This window comes from Paenibacillus sp. J31R109 (genome assembly GCF_059692055.1).
In genome coordinates this window covers 17,961-36,954 of sequence record NZ_JCAUAR010000005.1, presented here as the reverse complement: position 1 = coordinate 36,954, position 18,994 = coordinate 17,961, and the positions used below count along the sequence as shown (strand labels likewise).

Below are 18,994 nucleotides of genomic sequence, written 5' to 3'. Positions count from 1 at the left end.
GGCCTTGTCTCTATTTTTTGTTAGCTGTTTTCCAAGCGTCAATTTGACTTTGTGCTTCTGTCATGATTTTATCCAATCCAGCTGCTTTGAATTTCTCATTGGCTAGCGGGATGTATTTATCCGGATCAACAGTTCCCGTCATCAGTGTTGCCCAGAACTCTTCTTTCACGTTCTGTACAGCAGCGATTTCGTTGATGACTTTGGTAGGATCGAAGTTAAAGCCAAGTAGTGGAGCAGGTACGCCTGTATCGTTAAATTTCTTGAACTCTTCCCATTTGTTCTCAGGATCTTTCACATCTTTGTATGTCAAAAGGACATTACCAAGGGAGAACGTAGGCATATCATAGTTTTTGGATGCCGGTTGGTTTTCCATAGTGTCATTACCGACTTTTTTGTAATGCTCGCCTTCAATACCAGAATCAACCATGTTGCGAAGGACAGGATCTGTGTTGAGCAGGTTCAGGAATTCCATCGCTTTTTCTGGATATTTGGAGTTGGCGGAGATCGCTTGCATGGAGCCCATGACGGACCAGTTATAAATGAGAGCAGGGCTAGCTGGTTTGGATACTACAGGGTATCCATAGCTTGCTGACCAAAGGTTGTCCGCGAAAGGTTGATTGGTCGCTTTATCAGCGAACCATTTGCCCGTCACTTGAACATCATTCAAGGATGTCAGTGTGGATGCTTCCGTTGGAATGTAGCCCGCTTTGTAATACTTATTCATTGTTTTCAAAGCTTGTTTCATTTCTGGTGTATCGAGAATGTTAACGACTTTCAAATCTTTGTTGTCTACGCTAACCGCCATTGGCATTTTCTCAATGATGTAGTCATAAGGCACATAAGGCATGTAGTTTTTATCAACAGCCAATCCATACACATTCGGCTCTTTCGCTTTAATTGCTGAAAGCAGCGGCTCTAAGCTTTCCAATGATTTCACGTTATCTAGACTTAGGCTATATTTGTCAGCCAGCGTTTTGTTGAAACGCCATACATCTTGTGCAGGCAGCTCTTTATTCGCTGGAACACCGTAATTATGTCCATCTACTTTGGAGCCATTAAGGAAAGCAGGGTCCAATGCTTTGACAATGCCTTGTCCATTTTTTTGCAGCAGCTCGTCAATCGACTTGAATGCTCCTTTACGTGCATTTTGCACATAATCAAATGCCCATGAAGACGTGAACATAATATCCATAGGTGTGCCGGAAGCCGTCATTACTTGCATTTTTTGAGCATAGTCGCCCCAATCTGTCATATTCATCTTCACCGTAACACCGATTTTCTCCGCGGTGTACTTGCTGACTTCAGCCATAACGCGATCCACATCTTTCTGTGGCGTTCCGATTGTATACCAAATTAATTCAACAGGTTTATTCGCTGCCGCATTCCCTTTCGCATCGCCGGCATCTTTGCTGCCACATGCGCTAAGCGTCAAGGAAACAGCTAACGTTAATCCTAGTGTCGTGACCAAGTTTTTTTTCATTCTTCTCATTTTTTGAGTCCTCCCAAGTGAATACTCTTTTTCTACGCCCGTAGGGGCTATATTTACAGTACTTCATGAAAGCAATTACAAATAGACGATAAACTAAATGAACCCTGTCTAAACTAAAGAAAAAAACGCTGTCAAATCATTTTTCGTAAAAAAAAGGACTGCTACTAAGTTTCCCTAGAGCAATCCACGATAATCCGTTGGCGAAATACCGACATATTTTTTGAATTGTTTATAAAAATAACCCAATTCGGAGTAACCTACCTCACTCGCGATCTGATGAACCTTGGCATGTGTTGTCTTAAGCAGTTCTTTCGCCTTCTCCACTCGGAAACGGTTCATATACTCCGTGAATGTCTCATTCATTTCTTTCTGAAACAATTGCCCTAAATAAACGGGATGGATGTGGTAATGAGCGCCAAGCATTTTGAGTGAGAGCTCCTCCGCATAGGATTGTTGCACATATTTTAACACCTGCTGCACAATCGGACTTCGAACGTCCGAAACCAAAAAGCCAATGGTCGTCTCCGCAATTTCCAGAATGGCAGCTTCCAATTCTTCCAGCACCACCGCCTCGCGAATCTGGTCAAAAGCAAGATGATACATCTCTAGTACTTCGGTATGGCGGATAGCTTTAATTTCCAACTTGAAATGAATGACCATCTCAAAAGCAATATTCTGAAAATCGCGCGGCGTAACGCCAGGCAAAGCTTGAATTCGCTTGAAGTCATTATGGATGCAAGCACGCAGGTTATCCATATCTTTGGCAATAATAAGCTTCGCATAGGCCGGCCAATCAATGATCGTGAAATCCACCTTGGGATTGTCTTGATGCATAGCCAACTCTTGATAATCAATGACCGACAGCTCAGGATAAATCCAGAAATACTCCTGTGCTTTTTTGGCGGCTTCATAGCTTTGGGCGACGCCATCTGGCAAGTGACCGACGCTCCCAATCGAGATGCGAACCGATTGGTCTTGCAGCGCGGTATGAAGCTGATGAAGCAGTGCCATCAGTTCTTTTTTCCCCTCTTCCATGTGATCCATGGAGGCAAGCAACAAGATATCTCCGTCCATATCATGGAAAACGGTCACCCATTCATAGGCATCCAGCTGGCCAGCAATAAATTCCTGGCCCCTATCTGCATGGGCGGGCATTCGTAGAACGGCTGCGACCATATAGGCGCTTGCTAAGTTGATACCTAAAAGTTCTGCACGCTCGTAGAACTCCAGTGGCGCAATCTGTTGCGTCAACCAACGATGCAGCGTGTTGTCTTTCAATATTTGCTTACTGTACGCCTGAACCAACTGCGTCTCGTTCATGGTATTCAGCTTCTCTACGATATTTTGCAGCGAAGCTTTGAGTTCTTGGATGTTAATAGGCTTGAGCAAGTAATTTTCGATACCCAGCTGCATGCCCTCTTTCAAGTAGGAAAACTCATCAAATCCACTGAGCACGATCACTTTTAATTCCGGGTGAACCAATCGTGCCTGTCGAATCAAATCCAGTCCATTCATAATCGGCATGGAGATATCTGTCAACAAAATATCGACCGATGTTTCCTGCAAAGCGTCCAAAGCCTTCTGTCCATTGCTGGCGTGTCCCACAATTTCCAAACCAACTTCTGCCCAATCAATAATGTCATACAACCCTTCAATAATGAAAGGCTCATCATCCACAAGAAAGACCCTAAACATCGTCCGTCTCCCCTTCACAGTCTATCGGCATCCAGATATCAATAATCGTTCCTTGGCCAGGCTGGCTATGTAATTTTACACCGTATTTACTGCCGTAGAGCAGTTTAAGCCGTTGATTGATGCTTCGCAAACCAAAAGACTCCCCTTCTAATTCCTCATCTTGAAGAAATAACGTCAATTCAGTGAGCCGCTGGGGCGAGATTCCATTGCCGTTGTCTTCAATCTGCACATGGAGATACGTCTCTTCCTGCTTCACTCGTATGTGAATCTCATTATCCGAGCTTTCGCTTCGCAAACCGTGCACAATGTAATTCTCAATGATGGGTTGCAGCGACATTTTCATCACACGCACAGACCCGAGCCGTCGATCCCAATCCATGGTATACGTAAATTTATCTTTATATCGAATTTGGAAAAGTTCCAGATACAATCGACAGGCTTCCAACTCATGTTTGAGCGTATAGATTTTCTTCTGTTGGACAAAACTTCGGAACAGCGCTGATAAGCTGTAGATCATTTCACCAACGTCATGTGCGCCTTGCGAAATTGCCCGCATCCGAATCACTTCCAGCGTATTGTAAAGGAAATGCGGATTCACCCTGGCTTGCAGTGCCGTCAATTCCGTCTGTTTTTGCTTAATGTTTGCCTTATACACCCGATCAATGTAGAGGTTCAATTCCTCAATCATCTCGTTAAAGCTCCGGGAAATTTGCCCGATCTCATCCTCCCGCACATCAGGTATCCGCACACTAAGATCGCCTTGTTTCACCTTTCGGGTGAAGCGGATGATTTGATTCGTCCGTTTGGCGACACTCATCACAACTAGGAACGGTATCAGGATGGCGAAAAAAATACAAATCGCACTGATGAGGAAAATCATACTGCCAATTTTCTTTGAGGAAGCCTCCAGCTCTTGACGGGGGATGATGCTGACCGTAATGAAATTCCCCTTGCTTTGTGTAAGCTTCGTCACATAGTCGCCTTGGCTAGAACCACTATTTTCATACATCGCATTGATTTGATCCATATGTGGATAGACCTGCCCCACGTATTGATTCGAAGAATCGAAGAGCACACCGCCGTCCGGGGCCAAGACAAGAATCATCCCTTTCAGCTCGTCCTTATCATTCTTCAAAATTTTCCATATCCCATCCGTACTAAAATAAACGACCTGCTGGCCAATTGTCTTCAGCGTTAACTTGTCCGAGATTGGCGTTCGAATGGCATACAGGTTGGGATCCCACTGTCCGATTGCGTCACGCACCCAAATATTTGGCAGTTCCACAGTCTTACTTTCGAGAGCCATCACATCCGGGATATAAGAGCGTGCGCGATTGGTGGGAACGAGCTTCATCTGCCCATTTCGCCCAAGCGCATATAACGTCTGCTGATCCTCACTGTATAACAGCAAATTGCTAATATCTTTATTGTCTTCCACTTGATTTTTAAAATATTGCAGCCCATCATTCCACATGCTTTTGCCGCCTAAATTGTACTGCTCCAAACTGTGTTGCACATATTCTTGAAAAGGATGTTGCAGCATAAATGATACGCCCGAGGCTAGCGAACTATCCCGATAAAGGCCAAATAGGATCGACTGGGCTGAATCATAATTTCCACCCAAATAATTATTAACACTCGTCAGCGCTTTCTTATGGATATCCAACTCTCTATTAATTGCTGCTTGGGACATCGAATAATACATAAAATAAGAGAACGAAATAATCGTTACAACCGTAATCATGGAAAAGAGGAGCAGCAGCCTCATAAACAAATTATTTTGCAAATAATTCCGATAGATCTTGCGCAACACCATCTAGTTATCATCTCCTGCTGTTAATCGGGTTCATTATAGCATAATAATCTCGAGCACATAAATCCTGCCCCACTCGCACAAAACCCTAAAACGCAAGAAAGGACTGCAACGTTGCAGTCCTTGTGATCGTTAAGTATTGTTTTCACGGAAGAATCTCGTTCTTTACATATTGCGGTGTCCTTGTCTTCGCATCCACTGGGTCGCTACCCATTTTTCCCCGATGGTAACGGGATTTCCCGCATGTAAGGTTAGCTCATTTAAGTGATCATCGTTATATAAATATTCAAAATAGACGGCCCTTCCTTTTTTCGGTGTTACGGTAAAACGAAGCGATGGGAAATACGTTTCGCCACCTTCTTCCACGTCATTTAAATACATCAGCAATGTGCTGATGCGATTATTGACAACATTCTCGGATGTGAAATAGTCAAAATGAGGCCGATACTGTTCACCCGCTTTATAATGTAAAATCTGCAGTGGTTCTGCATGTGCAATCGGGATATTCATCAGTTCAGAAACTCTGCTCTCAATTTTTTGAACTAATTCATTTTCGCTTTCCTCAAAAAACATGTTGCTGCTTGTTCGAATATCGCTTACTACATGAGATTTGCCAATTTTAGCTCGCTGCATTCGGTTATTAGCTAAATCAATCAACGAGTCACATTCTGTATAGCTTAATACATTGTCCAAAATTAAAATTAGCGGTTCATCCAATTTCCCGACAATTTGAATCTCTCTATCCTTCGTAGTAATTGTGTTGCCAGATGAATTAAAAATCGTCTGCTCTATAATGGTCATCGTTGCATCCTCCATTATTGACTACTAGGGAAGTAATCTACATGATGTCAGTCGATTTGAACAACAGCTGTGTTCTAAAGTCACCTCCACCTGCTACGCAAACTCTCTTTAGTTGAAAAAACGGCAGACCTTATCTCGGCCTGCCGTTTCTTCATATGTATTCAGCTATCCTTATTCCTATAACTTGTTTCATTCCACATTATACCACACTTATGATAGTAGTACGTTTTTCAAACTCATCTTTGGTTAGTCCATACACATACTCGTCGTAATGCTTGCCCATCGTGTAAATCATTTCTCTAAGTATCCCTTCTTGTGTAAATCCAAGATGCTCCTGCAAAGCACGTGACCCCTCATTAAAGCCATAAACATAGGCATTTACTTTGCGATACCGTAATTCCTCAAAGTAATATCGAATCAATATCCTTATCGCCTCAGATGCATATGCCTTGCGCCAATGTTTACGAAAGATCGCTACACCGTATTTAAAGGTGCCATTCCGTCTATCACAACTACTTGCCGTTATACTGCCAACCATAGTTCCATCCAACGTCTCAATCGCTAGAAATATATTATCACCTTCGGGTACCATCGTGGATGTCCGCTCCGCCCAAGCTTTGGTTCCGTCTTCTGACCTCGGAAAATATATGGCATCACATAGTCGTGCACACTCCGAATCCTGATCATTATCATGAAATTCTTTCCAATCCGTTGGTGTCACCGCGCGTAATCTAACTTTTGAACCTGACCAAACATTAGCGATCATTTTAATTTCTCCTTATTCCAAATGCTCATTCCACAGTCTGCTTACTTCTCTTAATTCTAAATTATCAAAACTTAATTTATAAATATCTGGTTTCTTTAATTGATCCAAAAATTCCAAGCCATATCTTGAATCAAAATAATTCATCATCAAAGTCATGACAAGTCCATGTGTGCCAATAGCTATTTTTTTCCCAGAGTGTTCTGTTAATATGTTTTTGATCACGGCTATTGATCTCTTCTGGCAATCCGAATTAGACTCGCCGCCAGGTAAAAAGTAATCAAAATCATAAAATTTCTCTCTAATAACTGACATCAAATCAGCAATAATTTCTCCAGCAAAATGCCTTTCCCTGAGATCTTCATATGTTATGATATCTATTCCTAAATATTGTGCCAATCCCTCAACACTCAAGATCGCTCGGTTATACGGGCTAGATATAATGACATCTATGCCTTCTTTTTTTAGAATTTCGGTAACTTTTTCAACATCGCCCTTGCCCTTCGTTGTGAGTCCTCTTGTTCTTTCGGTTCCTTCATTGTATGGTGATTCTGCATGCCTAACCATATAGATGATCGTCTTCATATGATCCTCCTTCGAAAGTTACCCTAAACTTGTTTATAAAAGTATGGTCCGCACATTGCTTCATGCGTGTGTACGTACGTCCACGTGAAATTCTTATCAAATACATATATATCTTGTTCATAATCAAAATCGGATGCAACTATCTCATTTGCATTATTATATTCAAATACAATATCAGGAAGATCTTGATACATGACATATACTTCGTTTTTAGTCATTGCATCAAATTCGTTTCTCGCTGCTTCATTTTCAAAACAATCTTGCTTCTTATAACTAAAAATATGCCACTTATACTGATTATAATGAATTTCACTTTTGGTCTCGTCGCTAATGTTCTTTGCAAAGGAACCATCCCATAGTTCCTTAATTCTATGTTCTTTTTCCAATAAGGTTAAAATAACTACCCCTTTATCAAGCATGTTTTTACTGAATAGATATTTTTGGCGGATAACTTCAATGGACCAGTAAACTTTCACTAATTCTTCATCAGGTAAACTGTCTATCATTTGATTAATTTCTTGTCTATACATACTGAAATCCATTCAAATCCCTCTCTTCGCTAGCCAATATCTGAACAATATTTATACGAAAATGGAAAGTAATGGTTGCGCTACGCTTTGAGGAAAGTCGCTATCCAAGCTTTCTACATACAAAAAAAGCACCAAAATGGTGCTTCTTATACTATGAAAAAAAATGCATATTTCAGCCCCACCGGACCAAAATATGCATGACATTTCCATCCACTATTTAGTGTCCATTTAACGAAATAAACTGATTAAAACTGTTGTCGCTCCAAATAACACGATTATAGAAATAAAGAAGTATCCGAATACCTTTAGAGGGCGTGGCAATGTATTAAAAGCAATTTTATTAATCGGTCCTCCACCCTCAATATTCTGAATAGAACGAAGGTCCTCTTTAACAAAATTATCGTTGTTATACAGTATTTCCTTCTCAGGCTGGGTCTCGTGGATTTTAATAGTGCTCATTCCAAATCCCCTTTCAACTTCATAGTCATGGAATATTATACCATATACAGCATGTCCATGATCACGCTAATCTGATCGATACTTGAATGAAAAAAATGGAGCAACTGCCACGGCAGTTTGCTCCATTTTAATTGTGCTATCGTTTCTCGTTATCTTACCGTCTCGTACACGAGGCCTAACGCTCCAGAATCAAATGTCTTGTTTTCGATAAGTCTAAGATTGATTTTCTCCTTGATACCTTGGAATAACGGCATACCGCTGCCGATTAGGACGGGAGAAACGGTAATTTTATACTCATCTATTAAATCAAGCTGCATAAGGTAGTGTGCTAACCTAGGACTGCCGAGAATGACCATATCCTTGCCTGGCTGCTGCTTGAGGTTCTTGATCTCTTCCTCGACATTTTCTTTCACGAGTCTGGAATTGTTCCATTCGACGTTCTCCAGCGTCGTGGAAAAAACAATTTTGGCTGTGTTTTCGATCCACTCGGAATGATCCCGTTCATGCTGTGAAGATGATGGGTTCGAAGGCACAGATGGCCAGTAACTATGCATCATCTGATAAGTCCCACGTCCCCAAATGACCGTGTCGGCTGTACTCAGAATTTCTTTTGCGTGTTTCTCCAATTCAGCATCGTAGGAAACCCAGCCAATGTCCATTTCACCTTTCGGCCCTTCTACAAAACTGTCAAGCGATGCGTGTAGAAATAAAATAAGTTTTCTCATTTTCAGTTCTCCTTTTTTTCATGAGGGATGTCTACATTATACTTGAACTACTAATCTAAACTGCCCATTCGTTTCATTGTTTTATCCTGTTGTTACATTCACTATAAATCATTACGTAACGTAAGGTTCAAGGGGGAGTCCGAATTTTTTTGCAGACAATTATAATGTACTAAACTCTACTGGTTACCATACTAACTCATAGATACAATATCATATCGTATTTGGTCTACCTCATTGTCAACATACCAAAACTCCAAAGTTTCCTTTCCATCAACATACCCAATAATACTCCCACCTTGTTCCCACCTTGTATAGTAGCTAGAACCATATAATTGCTTTACTTTGTCAATTGACTCTCCGATGCTTATTCCTTTGTTTGTTCTTAATGTTTCAGTATTTAAAGATGTAATACTAATACGGATAATTCGATCGTTACCCTTTTTTGTAGCAATCACCAGACCATCGTTTAATTTGTAATAATCAAAAAGGGCATTTTCTATTCTTTCATATTCCTTACCGTATTTACCGATAAACCAATCATCCTTCATACTTTGGTGTAGCTTTAGACCATTGATATTTTCATTACTTAAATTTGTATTGTCTGTAATAAAAGTGTAGTAATATCGTGGGGAAAAATTAGAGCCCCAGATGTAGATAGAACCCATAACGATTAGAATTAATAGTGTAATTCCAATCCTCTTCCTCATCTTCATTTGTTTCCCCCCTAAACGAAATCAATGGTTTATTGGAACATCCCTAATATTAGGCTACGACCGTTTGCCGAGTCATTGGGATTATCGTCGAATTGAACGCAGAAGCACAATCAGTTACTGCTCGAAAAGATGGTAAAACCATTCAATTGACATTGAATAAGTCTACCTTATATGTAAACGGAAAAGCATTTGAATTGGACATCGTACCTCTTGTACATCGAGACATGACAGAGGTACCTGTTCGTTTTATAAGCGAAGCTTTTGGAATGAAGCCATCTATCTGAGCTGGCATACAACGACTGACATCATTGTTAAAGCCCAAGGCTCTTATGCGTTTAAACCAGTTGTTCTGGTTCGCTAACTAGCATCAAAATCTAAAAACAGACCCAACGATATCTCGTTATCTTGTCGGGTCTGTTTTTATGACGGTATATGTCTTACACTGTACCTGAGGAATCCGGTAAGTCCGGACCATCAACAACATCGATCACACCGATAGCCAAAATGCTGATAGCGGCCGCTTTCCCCAGCTTTTTCACACCGTTTTTCAACCGCACTTTATCGCTGTCCTTGAAGCCTGTCACGACATCTTTTCCGCTCTCAACCACATACTCGATGCCATGGCCAACTCCTCTTGCTGTCGTAATGGCCGTTTGTTCTAGCTCATGGAGTCCAGCTTTCGCTTGCTGTTTATCCGCGGTAATTAAGCCCGCGCCTACATCCCATACTCCGCTCGCTGCATGGCCTGCGATCTCACCCGTTTTAACCGTTACCTGTTCTACATCATTCCCGATTTCCTTAATATAATCACTGCGAACAAGTTCCCCTGCAACACGGACAGTTCCTCCAAGCACTTTGCCTGCCACATCACCTGCCAGCTTGCCTAAATCCTTCAGAAAATCCATCTTAAGCACCTCCGTACCTCAGTATATGCTCGGAGATTTCCTTCCAACTTTGTCTTTCCAAATAATCACGGATAACATCTTTACTATTTTCGTTTGAGGCTCTTTTAAAAAAAAAAGCTGGCTCTAATCATAATCATAGTTTTCCAAGTTGTCTGTTTCTAATCTTTTAATAATATTTTCTATTTCTTCAATTTTCCCTTCGTTTTTATTTCTTATTGCGAAGATGATATGAATGAATCTTCGCTTTTTCAATGTAATAGTCTTTTATTTAAAAAAGTTAACAATTCACTATTTTCCAATACGCTTCACACCTCCATATTAATGCTTCTTGGGTATTGATGTAGAGATCACCTTAGATTGCATCTAACTATCCGCTATACATAAAATGATGCTTTATCGAATTACTCGAAACGCAAATGGTCACTTTCTGATTATTACCGTCATTGCCTGTAATGAAATAGTACACCGGAGTCAAATCAGAATCATCGGGTGGGATTTGTTCTCTTTCTTGATTACTAAGTATCCTTATATTAATTTGTTCATCAACATGAACAAGATGATATGTTTCATAGGCAACAATCTTAGCTTGATCTGGTGTAACTTTTGGCCCTATTACTTGGCTAGAATCAGACGAGTTATGCGTATATAAGATGACTGTAGACGTTTCAGCATCATATTCTATCGAACCTTCGATTTGATTAGCAATAAACCGAATGGGTACGTAAAGATGACCATTATAGTTTAAGGTTGCGTACTCGCCTTCCGTTTCAACATGTTTTGAATTAATAACGTAATGAACTGTCTGAAAAACTGGATCCGATACGCCATTATCACCGAACGCCTCGCTTGAATTCGAAAGGAAAATCAGTATGGTGACCATGAATAACAACTTTTTCATAAAAACACTCCTTCAATTTTTGTAACAATCCAACCTATATCTTCTATTAAATGAACCTTATATGTTTGAATGCCGCTGTTCTTTCCATTTTTAAAGTTACAATCACATTCCAGCACATATATACGGTCTCTAAACTTCTTCTCACTTAAAGTGACATTTATTACCTTGTATTCATTGGTATTGGTGCTTAAATATTGTTCGATTGAAGCTTCGGGACTAGCATCAACATTTCTTGTATCCAAGAACAATTTTATGATGTTCGCAAAATAGACGATAGAAATAAATAAGAAACAACTAATAAAAACTACTATAATCCTTGTTTTTGTAAGTCTCACAAATCCCACCTCGCTCCATTCAAAGTATACCATAATTTGGAATAATTCTATCCGTTAGCTCATGAGATAAATTAACATTTTTTCCTATTTATGAACAATAAAAAGCTGACACTCCTCATTATGGAGGACGTCAGCTTTCCCAAACTTACTATATACTTCTCAGTTTCCAAGAGGAATGACCATATTCCATGTGTTCCGACCGCCAAAATTCCCATCACCATCGGCCGTAGCCGCGAACAGATGCGTTGGTCTGCCATCTTGGAACAGCAGAAACGGCCTCTCAAAATTGCCCATCTGTTTCTTGGTCCCGTCATCCCAAGTAATATGCCTTGAATACGCTTTGGGATGCTCAGCGATCTGCCAGTTCAACCCATCCCGTGAGTAGGCTTGAATGCCGCCGTGCCTTTCGTTACAGATGTTCCCCTTCATATCCTTGGCAATCATGGCGTATCCATCTTCCGTTTTCCAAATGAAAGGATCTTCCAAATGAACATCCTCCGGTGGAAAAATCGGTTTCTCGCTTAAAGAACGGTAAGCGCCGGTATAGTGATCCGCCCAAGCTGCACCCAGCGCCATATCACTGAATGTATGGCCTTGATAGGCTCTGGATTTGTAAATGAGCAGCACCGAGCCGTCTTCATGTACACAAGGGGCCGGATTCGACGTTAAATAGCTGTCAAACTTCCCAGGGCGAACATCTAGAATTGGCTCATCTCGTCGCACCCACGGTCCCTGTACCTGATCAGCGACTGCCAGTCCGATTCGTTTGTTAGATCTGGCTACAATACAGCGGGGATCATCCAAGCCGTAGGCTTCACCTGGATTGACATCTGGAAATGGGTACGTAGTCCCCATATAAAACAGAAGATATTTACCATCGTGTTTGACGATGTGGGGATTGTGCGTGCTGCGACCGTCCCAGAATTCGGCTCCTCTCGCGGGAAGCACAACCTCTTCAAATTGGTACGGCCCTTCCGGTTTATCGGATACGGCCCGCACGACTTCGGAATGCACTAACCATCCGGGATGCATGGGCAGATGCTTGGGCCAACGCGAAGCAAACATATGATATTGCCCGTCGTCCCCATGCACAACCGAACCGCACCAAACCCAGTAGCCCGACATTTGGAATCCTCCGTTTACGGGAGCCGGCAGGAGCCGTTCATATAAGTTTGTGGTCATCGAATCTACTCTCCAATCCAAGCCAAATTTGACCTTTTATTCTTATATTATATAAATCCTCCACTGTCCTTACTAGGAATAGAATCATATTAAATAAGTACAAAATCATTCTTTTTCGACTTGCATCCCCCTCCTCATCCACCTATACTTAGACTACAATTGTCATCAGAAAGGTGTCACTTCATGATCTGTGTAGCGCTCTCTGTACCTCCTATTCCTATTATGGTTACCATAAACAAAGTGAAATTCCCCCAGTCATATCATCACCCTGACCGCGTTTTCACCCTATACGATATCATTCTCGTTCGCAGCGGAACTTTATATGTGACAGAAGACAACGTTCCCTATGAAATTGGTGAGAATCAAATGCTTGTCCTGGAACCTGGCAAGCGGCATTATGGTCACTGTGACTGCCAAGAAGACACCGTTGTCTACTATTTGCATATGCAGCACACCCCTGCTCCGAGGCTTGTCCACCATGAAGAGATTCAATGGCACACGGTGTTCCCCACCCGTTCCTATCGTGATCTCACACCACAGGAGCATTTCATATATCTCCCTAAATTCAAAGAGCAGAACTCCAAACAAATTTGGTCGCTGCTCGATGAGATGATTGAACTACACAACGCTTCTACGCTAGAGAATATGCTGCCGCTTCAGACGATGTTCGGACAACTGCTTCTCTACTTTCAAAATATGACTAAAATATCCCATCACGAGCATAGTCGACAGGTTTGCGACAACGTGATGAAGTATCTAACCGAGCATGTCGAACAACCATTCCGTCTTAAAGCGATGGCCCAGCATTTGAATTTTTCCATTGATTACTCCTCCAAATGTTTGAGAAAGCATACGGGTCTTACGCCGCTTCAATACTTGAACCGAATTCGAATTCAGAAAGCCAGGGAATTACTGGAACATACCAACTTAACCTTGCGGGAAATCAGCACGAAAGTTGGCATCCCTGAAATGAACTATTTCTTTCGGCTATTTCGCAAACATACAGGCATGCCTCCAGCGAAATACCGCTCTTCACTCTATGTCTAAGAAATAACTTATGTAAGAAATAAAACGGGACCCCACATTTCAATGGAGTCCCGTCTTATCTATGGTTTCATTAGAAAATTGTATAAAGCTTTCGCTGTTTCCTTGCGCAAAGCTGTTGAAGTAGGAGAGAGGACTTCGCTCGATCTTCCTGAAAGAATGCCGATGTCGATCGCCTTATTCACATCTGCTAATGCCCAGGTTGAAATGTCACTTTGGTCCGTATAGTTGTCAAGTTTCCGTTGGGATGACGTATAGCTGCCATTCAAATACTCAAAGGCTCTAACTAATAAGATGGCCATCTGTTCACGAGTCAACTCTGCATTGGGATCAAATGTCTGCTCAGTGACACCCGAAACCAAACCAGCCTGACTTGCAGCAGCAACATCTTGGGCATACCATGCGTCTGGCTTAACATCTTCAAATGCGGAAGTCACCACGTCTTGCTGCTGTAGGTGCAACGCCCGTACCAATAATGCCGTAAACTGTGCTCGCGTGGTCTTTCCATTGGGGTTAAACTCACTTGAAGTAACGCCTTCAATGATGTGCTTGGCTGACAATACTTGTACCGCTCGTAAAGCCCAATCCATATCAGGCATATCTTCAAACTTTTTGTCATATTCGAACACTGCAAAAATGCCTGGTTGGTCCGGCGTGAATGTAGCTTCGTTAGACGTTAGATCTATCGTCCCACCGACATATTTCCATTTCCCGCTAGCTTTATTATAATTATAAACACCCAGCAGTTCGGCATCCTTGCCTGTAGGATCAAACGGCAGAACGACTTCAACGCCGGAGTGAAGCTTGCTCGCTGACCACGTTTTGCCCTCATCTGAGCGAATGCTTAGATCCAATTCAATGGCTTGACTTGCCAGATTGACACGAGCTTTAGGATCTGTCGTTCCAGCCTGCGTTATCCAAGTATCCGTGACTGGCCGCGATGTTATTTCGATTGTTGTTTGGTGAACATCCCCCTCTACTCTCGCAATGAGCGCCTTGATTAATTCAGGAAAAAGTGTAATCTGTACATGCTCTCCGTGAATTTCCAAAGGAACATTCGGAATCTGCTCCGTTGGTACGGAAACTGTTTCCTTGTCAGGTCCCATACTTACCGTAGCTTTACCGTCTTTCACGATGACGATATCTGGGTAAACATGGGGTTCAGGATTCGTTGTACCAGCTCCCGTTTCCCCTTCTGGATCCGTTGGCCCCCCTATTGGTGCGGTTGTGTCGGGTACTGGCACCATTTGCAAAGAAATAACCTGCGATGCCCCCATCGTATTTTGCACATTAACTTTCAATTTCACCTTAGGACTTAGCTGTTGAATCTCTATCCGCTCATCTTTGCTAATCACACTTTGCGCCGACTTATCCAGTTCAAGCTCAATAAAGCCATTATTCTCTAATGTCGGATCTGCCACTGCTAACTCATAAAGCCCGGTGTGCATATTCCCATGCATAAGAACGGATGCTTTGCTATTTACGGTCAATCCGTCTACGGTCGTCACTTTATCCCTCCAAAAGTTATAGCCGACCAAGCCAAGCTTATTCTCGCGAACCGCTTGCACATCCTCTGAATTAGCCAGAACTGTGTAATCTGGAGATGAAGCGTACACAGACGTTTCTGCCTTGGTTGCATTGGGCAAAATGGCATATTCATAGCTAGCCTGGTTAGGATTTGAGCCATGATCAAACCACATAGTCAAGAAATGATTAGTCAATAGCTCGGTTGGCACCGTTGATTCTGGTGGATTACTCAGATTCGTATCGGAGTATCTGCCTTCTTGCTCCGCACGCATCAGTTTCAGAGGTTGCGTTCCAGGGAATACATAACCGATATCAGCTCCAGCTGCATTCCCTTGCAAATGAACCCATTCCGGGTGTTCTACCGTTTCTTCGCCGAAGAAACTGCTCTTAAGCTCACCATTTACATAGAGCTCATTTGTGTTATTTGTAGCAAGCTTGCGCTGTTCAACGATGGTCTCTACGGTCTTATTATCTGTACTTGTCAGTTCTGACCCCATCGCAACAATTTCATTATCAAATGTAAACCACGACTTATTCACTTTCATTTGTGTACCATTCTGAATTAAGTTCATACCTGTCACGCCATATTTACCTAAAACCGCGCCTCCAGCCCAAGCATTCGCTGGCGTCGCTTCGCCATCCCCGTATTGATAGATAGCTGATGATCTCGGTCTCACAACGACGGTCGTCCCTGGTAATCGATACCAGTTTACGGTTGCCCAGTACTGATCGGTGTATTGCGATAAATCGTTATTGTACAGGTACGTCATGCCATCGCCGGTATACCAGCCTTTGGGATTCTCACCATTCGTCAACTCATAGGTTGCAATTCGCTTCGAACTCTTGCTCACGCCAAAGAGATACCCATCGCCAATATGTACGCTGCGAGCCATCGCGTTAAGTTCAAAGTGCTTCTGCATCTCGGCAGTCGGATGAATAGCAGGGTCTTCCATCCATTCTTTTATCGTATCAGCCAAATCTAGAGGCAGTTTATAATACGTCATCCCTCTGGCCATTTGGAATTGGAAATGATACTTAATGAAGCTCTTTAGAGCGGCTGCCCGATCTGGAGAAGCGGTTTGGGCGATACGCGACATGCCGACCAGAATGGTTTTGGCCGAGCCATAGGCATCCGACGTATCCCTGACAATCGCACGTCCGCGCGTCATATCTAGAATCTGTCCCTTGTACATCACAGGTGCATAGCCTTCTTCAATCCAACGGTAGACATTCTCCGCCTTAGGAACAATCGGCTGCCAAGTGCTGCCATTCAATAACAGCAATAAATTCCCCATGCCATTAATAAGCACTTCGCCATAACTGCCTGTATACGCAATCGTCCCGTGTTGAATGAACGAACCATCCTCATAGAAACCATCACCCGTTGTCACATAATCAAATAGAGGTGTCAGTCCATCCCGGGCTTTGATCAGACGATCATAGTTTTTCTCGACGAGTCCTAATCTCGTTTCAATCAGCATAATATCCGAACGATTCGCCCCAACTTGGGTAAAAGTAGGTAAACTTACGTCGCCAATATAATGGTCAACGCTCGTCGTGTTTCTATTAATTTGCTCAGGCGTCAAATCATCATACATAAAGATGAGGATATCCGCCAACCGTGAGGGAATACCAATATCCCAATTCCACCAATTTCCAAATTCAACTCCTGTGCTTGTGTATAAATGATCCAACAGCCAATCTAAAGAGAGCACAATATCCGTCTTCAACGCAGGATTGTTATAGAGGGACGATCCCTTCGTCGCATAAGCCTGTGCCATCGTTTTCAGACGAGAATAGTGCTCAATGACATAGCTTGAATCCGTAGCAGCAGGCACGAGATCTGACCATAACGTAGTTGTGGCCCCGCTCAACTGCAGGCTATCCCAGTAGGTTTGTGCATTGGCTGCATTGGCATCAATTCTACCTTTGATCTCGCTGTTCATCGTATCCAAGGAATCCTTGCCTGTTATTGTTTCCTTCCAGCGAATCCTGATTTTATCGTATTCTAGCGGGTCAGACAGCACGGGGGCTTTCACCTCAATCGTCGCCGATGCCATCTTAAGATTGGACGATGTTGCCGTAATCGTTGCTGTACCTACTTTCACAGCCGTTAATTTCCCATTCGTATCCACACGAATCACATTGGGGTTAGAGGATTGCCATGTTAATAGCTGATCAGTTGCGTTAGCTGGCGCTACCATGGCTTCTAATTGATAGGTCGTGTAGTTGGTCATGTCTAATGGGGCGTTCGTGAAATTTACACTTGTAAGAGGGACATACGGCGTTACAGTTACTAGCGTTTGACTTGTAATCGCCCCGTTTAATTCAGAGATAGCGGTAATCGTCACAGGACCATGACCAATTCCGGTTACTACCCCATTCCTATCTACCGTTGCGATATTCGTATCAGAAGAATGCCATATCAATTTCTTGTTCGTCGCATTATTCGGTTGGAACGTGACAGGGAGCGTAAGCGTTTTCCCTTCAACTAAAGAAGTTTCGCTCGGTAAGCTAATGTTCGTTAAAATAATGGGTCTGACGACCGTTATCGGAATGGTCTTCGTATACGCACCTTCATACGTGGTAACCGTAACCGTCGTGTTTCCCTCATGTAAAGCTTGAACCAAACCATAAGTCACCGTTGCCACAGTTGGATCAGCCACCTGCCATATCAAGCGTTTGTCGGAAGCATCTGCTGGCAGGGCAGCTGCTGTGATTGTGGAATTAGCTGTCTCTGATAATTCGAGTGCAGCTGGCGAGGCAGTTAACCCTGTCACGGGTGCATAGTCAGATAGCTTCAAATCGTCCACATACCACTCGCCCTGAGTTCCACTTTTAAAATTATTATAGAGATAAATATGCCTAATATTTAACCATGCGGCAGGCAGTGACGTTTCTCCAAGAAATTGGTCATTTACAAAATAGGTTACTTTCCTAGCCGCATTATTAACGAAGAGTTTCACACGGTACCAAGTATTCGCCTCATAATTAGCCAACGCTAGATTATTGGCATCTCGTATTTTTCCCGTATTATCAAAATAAATGACATTGACATTCGTAGTAGCCGTAGCAGGAGCTGCTGCGTTCAGACTCCTGAATTGAATGTCTCTGCGATGCTGGGTGCTATTCATAAGGACCGTAGCTTCGAATACGAGATTTCCCATTATTCCGGTACTTCCTGCTGTTGATCCTCCTAAATTGTTCCTTCCCGTATTCACGTTTGCCGTATTTGAAACTAGCTTAAGACTGTAATCATTGCGTGAGGGAGCTCTCTCCATGATGACATAGTCTGTACCTGCAGCTGAATTATAAGTCCCCCAAGCGCCTCCAATGGTCCCGTTGTACGTTGTGCCATTGTAGATCTTCGTATCTTTCACGGTTGTACTTTCATCATAATTCACACTCACATGCGTCGTTGCAGCTGCTTGACCAACTGGCATCCCGCCAACGCCTGGGAACCCAATAGAGAAGACAATGACAATAACTAGTACACAAACCAACCATTTTTTAACCGATACACGCATACC

The 18,994-nt window shown here is 42.6% G+C and carries 15 protein-coding genes and 1 pseudogene; 2 read left to right on the top strand and 14 right to left on the bottom strand.

Features of this window, described 5'->3' with window-relative positions:
* Positions 1 to 10: 10 nt before the first annotated feature.
* From AC58QT_RS15410 to AC58QT_RS15370, 9 genes are all read right to left on the bottom strand, one after another.
* Positions 11 to 1,489, bottom strand: coding sequence for an ABC transporter substrate-binding protein (locus AC58QT_RS15410; protein WP_497409759.1), 1,479 nt, complete (start codon positions 1,487 to 1,489; stop codon positions 11 to 13).
* 174 nt (positions 1,490 to 1,663) lie between these two features.
* Positions 1,664 to 3,184, bottom strand: a complete 1,521-nt coding sequence (locus AC58QT_RS15405) for a response regulator (protein ID WP_497409758.1) — start codon at positions 3,182 to 3,184, stop codon at positions 1,664 to 1,666.
* Positions 3,177 to 5,000: a sensor histidine kinase gene (locus AC58QT_RS15400; RefSeq protein ID WP_497409757.1), complete on the bottom strand. Its 1,824-nt coding sequence runs from the start codon at positions 4,998 to 5,000 to the stop codon at positions 3,177 to 3,179. Before AC58QT_RS15400 ends, AC58QT_RS15405 begins: the two co-directional genes overlap by 8 nt.
* A gap of 162 nt (positions 5,001 to 5,162) precedes the next feature.
* The gene (locus tag AC58QT_RS15395) at positions 5,163 to 5,798 is read right to left on the bottom strand and encodes a 2OG-Fe(II) oxygenase (RefSeq protein ID WP_497409756.1); all 636 of its coding nucleotides are present in this window, start codon (positions 5,796 to 5,798) and stop codon (positions 5,163 to 5,165) included.
* 199 nt (positions 5,799 to 5,997) lie between these two features.
* Positions 5,998 to 6,564, bottom strand: a complete 567-nt coding sequence (locus AC58QT_RS15390; RefSeq protein WP_497409755.1) for a GNAT family N-acetyltransferase — start codon at positions 6,562 to 6,564, stop codon at positions 5,998 to 6,000.
* A 12-nt stretch (positions 6,565 to 6,576) separates the two neighbouring features.
* Entirely contained in the window at positions 6,577 to 7,146 is a 570-nt protein-coding gene (locus tag AC58QT_RS15385) for a histidine phosphatase family protein (protein WP_497409754.1), read from the bottom strand.
* A 23-nt stretch (positions 7,147 to 7,169) separates the two neighbouring features.
* Positions 7,170 to 7,688 carry a DUF4275 family protein gene (locus AC58QT_RS15380; protein ID WP_497409753.1) on the bottom strand — a complete coding sequence of 173 codons (519 nt, stop codon included), beginning with the start codon at positions 7,686 to 7,688 and terminating at the stop codon, positions 7,170 to 7,172.
* Positions 7,689 to 8,284: 596 nt separating this feature from the next.
* Positions 8,285 to 8,860, bottom strand: a complete 576-nt coding sequence (locus AC58QT_RS15375; protein WP_497409752.1) for a dihydrofolate reductase family protein — start codon at positions 8,858 to 8,860, stop codon at positions 8,285 to 8,287.
* Positions 8,861 to 9,051: 191 nt separating this feature from the next.
* Positions 9,052 to 9,573, bottom strand: coding sequence for a hypothetical protein (locus AC58QT_RS15370; protein ID WP_497409751.1), 522 nt, complete (start codon positions 9,571 to 9,573; stop codon positions 9,052 to 9,054).
* Between the two features lie 71 nt (positions 9,574 to 9,644).
* On the opposite strand from AC58QT_RS15370, the pseudogene AC58QT_RS15365 reads away from it, so the two are divergent.
* A pseudogene (locus AC58QT_RS15365) lies at positions 9,645 to 9,857 on the top strand (copper amine oxidase N-terminal domain-containing protein); the annotation flags it as partial.
* A 153-nt stretch (positions 9,858 to 10,010) separates the two neighbouring features.
* Here the strand turns inward: AC58QT_RS15365 and AC58QT_RS15360 are convergent.
* From AC58QT_RS15360 to AC58QT_RS15345, 4 genes are all read right to left on the bottom strand, one after another.
* On the bottom strand, positions 10,011 to 10,478 hold the full coding sequence (locus AC58QT_RS15360) for a hypothetical protein (protein ID WP_497409750.1): 468 nt from the start codon (positions 10,476 to 10,478) through the stop codon (positions 10,011 to 10,013).
* 367 nt (positions 10,479 to 10,845) lie between these two features.
* On the bottom strand, positions 10,846 to 11,376 hold the full coding sequence (locus AC58QT_RS15355) for a stalk domain-containing protein (RefSeq protein WP_497409749.1): 531 nt from the start codon (positions 11,374 to 11,376) through the stop codon (positions 10,846 to 10,848).
* Complete coding sequence (locus AC58QT_RS15350) at positions 11,373 to 11,711, bottom strand: hypothetical protein (protein ID WP_497409748.1); 339 nt, start codon at positions 11,709 to 11,711, stop codon at positions 11,373 to 11,375. Before AC58QT_RS15350 ends, AC58QT_RS15355 begins: the two co-directional genes overlap by 4 nt.
* A 159-nt stretch (positions 11,712 to 11,870) precedes the next feature.
* On the bottom strand, positions 11,871 to 12,893 hold the full coding sequence (locus AC58QT_RS15345) for a glycoside hydrolase family protein (RefSeq protein WP_497409747.1): 1,023 nt from the start codon (positions 12,891 to 12,893) through the stop codon (positions 11,871 to 11,873).
* Positions 12,894 to 13,076: 183 nt separating this feature from the next.
* On the opposite strand from AC58QT_RS15345, the gene AC58QT_RS15340 reads away from it, so the two are divergent.
* Positions 13,077 to 13,940 carry a helix-turn-helix transcriptional regulator gene (locus AC58QT_RS15340; protein ID WP_497409746.1) on the top strand — a complete coding sequence of 288 codons (864 nt, stop codon included), beginning with the start codon at positions 13,077 to 13,079 and terminating at the stop codon, positions 13,938 to 13,940.
* 59 nt (positions 13,941 to 13,999) lie between these two features.
* Here the strand turns inward: AC58QT_RS15340 and AC58QT_RS15335 are convergent, their stop codons facing one another.
* The gene (locus AC58QT_RS15335) at positions 14,000 to 18,991 is read right to left on the bottom strand and encodes a polysaccharide lyase family 8 super-sandwich domain-containing protein (RefSeq protein WP_497409745.1); all 4,992 of its coding nucleotides are present in this window, start codon (positions 18,989 to 18,991) and stop codon (positions 14,000 to 14,002) included.
* Positions 18,992 to 18,994 lie beyond the last annotated feature (3 nt).